The sequence below is a fragment of the Mesorhizobium sp. M7A.F.Ca.MR.362.00.0.0 genome (genome assembly GCF_004023175.1).
Taxonomy (GTDB): domain Bacteria; phylum Pseudomonadota; class Alphaproteobacteria; order Rhizobiales; family Rhizobiaceae; genus Mesorhizobium.
The window spans coordinates 1-2687 of the sequence record NZ_RZTF01000327.1; the positions used below are offsets into that span (position 1 = coordinate 1).

Annotated in this window: 4 protein-coding genes; 2 read left to right on the top strand and 2 right to left on the bottom strand. The window is 64.2% G+C overall.

The window, feature by feature from the left end; translation table 11 throughout:
* On the bottom strand, positions 1-1128 hold a 1128-nt coding region (locus tag EOC06_RS28660; protein WP_164898789.1), incomplete at its 3' end, for a glycosyltransferase family 39 protein.
* 68 nt (positions 1129-1196) lie between these two features.
* Here EOC06_RS28660 and EOC06_RS40345 point away from each other — a divergent pair.
* Both EOC06_RS40345 and EOC06_RS28665 read left to right on the top strand, forming a co-directional pair.
* The gene (locus tag EOC06_RS40345; protein WP_164761672.1) at positions 1197-1367 is read left to right on the top strand and encodes a hypothetical protein; all 171 of its coding nucleotides are present in this window, start codon (positions 1197-1199) and stop codon (positions 1365-1367) included.
* Positions 1368-1403: 36 nt separating this feature from the next.
* Complete coding sequence (locus EOC06_RS28665) at positions 1404-2111, top strand: hypothetical protein (protein ID WP_128309386.1); 708 nt, start codon at positions 1404-1406, stop codon at positions 2109-2111.
* Between the two features lie 126 nt (positions 2112-2237).
* On the opposite strand, the gene EOC06_RS28670 is transcribed toward EOC06_RS28665, so the two are convergent.
* Entirely contained in the window at positions 2238-2561 is a 324-nt protein-coding gene (locus EOC06_RS28670; protein ID WP_127271121.1) for a hypothetical protein, read from the bottom strand.
* Positions 2562-2687: the final 126 nt, after the last annotated feature.

Sequence of the window (2687 nt, forward strand, 5' to 3'; positions counted from 1 at the left end):
CGCATAGGCACCGGACATGCCGAGGATGCAGGCGAACGCGCAGATCGCCAGCCGTCGCAGTTCGACGGCGCCAAGCCGATGACCCAGCAAGGCGATCGCCACAACGCCGACCAGATTGTACATCGGCGCGCCCCACGCCTCGCCGGCGCCGGTAAACAGCGAGGCCACCATGACAAGCACCGCCGGACCAAGCCCCATCCACACGAGATAGCCCAGCGCGCCGCGCTCAATGGGCTGTTCCGGCGCGGGCGAACGCCGCAACAGCCCCGATATCGACAGCACCAGCAATAAGCCGCAGAGCCCCGCCATTTGGACACCGATATAGTAAAGGCGGGCGCGGTGGACCAGCACCCATTCATCGCGGCCGGCGACATAGGTCAGCGGCAGGAAATCGATGCGGTAGAGCTGGATGGCCAGTGGCGCGGCGACGGCGAGGAAAACCGCGAGCCCAAGCCAGGGCCAGGGCGTGGCGAGCCGATTGCGTGCCCGCGTGTCCGACAACAGCCAGATCGCCCCGAAGAGCAACAGCAGCCCGGTGGAAAACTTGGCATAGAGCCCGACGCCCGACACCAGTCCGAGCGCCAGCCACCAGCCCGGCCCACCGCCACGGCCCGCACGCCACAGCAGCCAGCAGATTGCGGCCCAGAAGGGCATCTGCGCGTAATCATGATTGAACTGCGGTGTCGGCCAGCCGAAGAAATACAATGACGGCATCAAAAGCACGGCGGCCAGCGCGCGGGTTCTCCCGAGCATGTCGCGGGCCAGCAGGTAGACGAAGACGAAGGTCGCCGAGACGACAAGCTGGGCGAGCAGATATTGCGGCCAGCGGAACGATCCGGTCAGAAGATGGCTGATCTCGAGCAGCCAGCCGGGGAGCTGCGGATGCTTGTAGGTCAAAAGCACCCATTCGCGGCCCCACATGAAGCTCTCGACGACGTCGCCGGGCGGGGCGGCATCGACAAGCGCCGGCATCACGGTCCAGCACAGGATCTGCGTCAGGCATAAAAGCGCCAGGCCGGCTTCTGGATAGCGCGTCAGCCCCGGCCAGATCGACGACTGCCGCCAGTCGCCTGGAACAGAACTGCCGACCGGCAGCCAACCGTTCATGGTTTCGTCGATTCGCGTCATGCGGTGGATAAATCACACCGGACGGTTTTACGAACAGCCCAGAACTTGAAGCTTACGAAAATGTATACTTGGCCGACCATGGCAAAACCAAGATTGAGGCAGAGTTTCGCGCCACCATGCCGCCTCTCCCGTCATCACATGCCAGCAAGACAACAATGGAACACGCCATCCCGCAGCACCCTGAACAGGCCGGGCATGGCGCCTTGGGCGTGATCGCGGCAGGCGTCGCCTACGCCTGACCGGCTCCCGTCCCCAAAGCATTCAGGATTTGAAAAATGCGCCACCACCATGCCGTCATTCACTACCGTGCGCTCGATTTCTGGATGGCCCGTGCGGCCGTTCTCGTCATCATCTGCCTGCAGCTTCTGGTCATCAACAATCTCTCATTCGGGCCGCGCTGGGTGGCGCCCGCGCTGGAGGCGGCCCTGCTGCTGCCCTTGTCGGTGGCCACCGCCTGGACGCAGGCCGCCACCCGAAAGGCGGTCGAGGACCACGAGTGGCATGCGATCGGCCAGTTTCGGGTCATGATCCGCAGAACAGCCCTGACCATGACCGCCATCATCAGCATCATCAATTGCGGTTCGCTGGTCCTGCTGGTGCGTGCCTTGCTGGAGGGCCATGCCGGCAGTAGCGGTACGACGCTGCTGATCGACGCGCTCAACATCTGGGTCACCAACGTCATCGTTTTTGCCTTGTGGTTCTGGAGCACCGACCGCGGCGGTCCGCCGACCTGCGGCCTCGTCAAGCTCGCACAGGCCGATTTCCTGTTCGCGCAGATGACGTTGAACAACCGTGAGCTTCGAGATTGGCTGCCCGGCTTCGTCGATTATTTCTTCCTCGCCTTCACCAATGCGACCGCATTTTCGCCGACCGATACCTTGCCACTCTCCCAGCGCGCCAAGCTGCTGATGATGGCCGAGGCCATGATCTCGCTGCTGACCATCGCGCTGGTCGCGGCACGCGCGGTCAACATTCTGGCTTGATCAGGCCAAAACGCAAAAATGGCCCGCCCGGCGAACCGGAACGGGCTATTTTGGGTTGTCTTCGATGGTTCGATGCCGCGGGAAACGTGCCTCGGCAATTCCGCCAAGCAATCGCCGCCGCACCAGCTATTCGTCCCGCGCGCGGCTGACTCTCCGCACCACGAACTCGAACAGGACGTCCGAAATCCACATGGCGCAGACGCCGATCAGGAAGGCGGCCGCCAGCGTGGTGGTGTCGTCGGCGGGATCGGGCATCGGCAGGCCGGCGATCCTGGCGTAGGAAACCGCCGGCAGCGTCAGATAGGCCGCCGCAAGCGCGCCGCAGATCGGCGAGGCCACCATTTCGCGCAGCTTGTAGCGATGCCGCGACAGCGCGCGCAGAACGCCGCCGGCGAGGCCCGCCGCCACGACCGGTCCCTTGATGCCTAGCAGGTCGAAAAGATCGTTCATCATGGCCTCCAGCCGCAAAGCTTCTGGCCCTTTTCGTTGTGAGCCAGGATCGCCGCCACCGACGCGTCGGAAAGGGTCGCCGCCTCCGCCCTTGTCGGCCGGAGGGGATGCCCGGCCGCGCAGAAC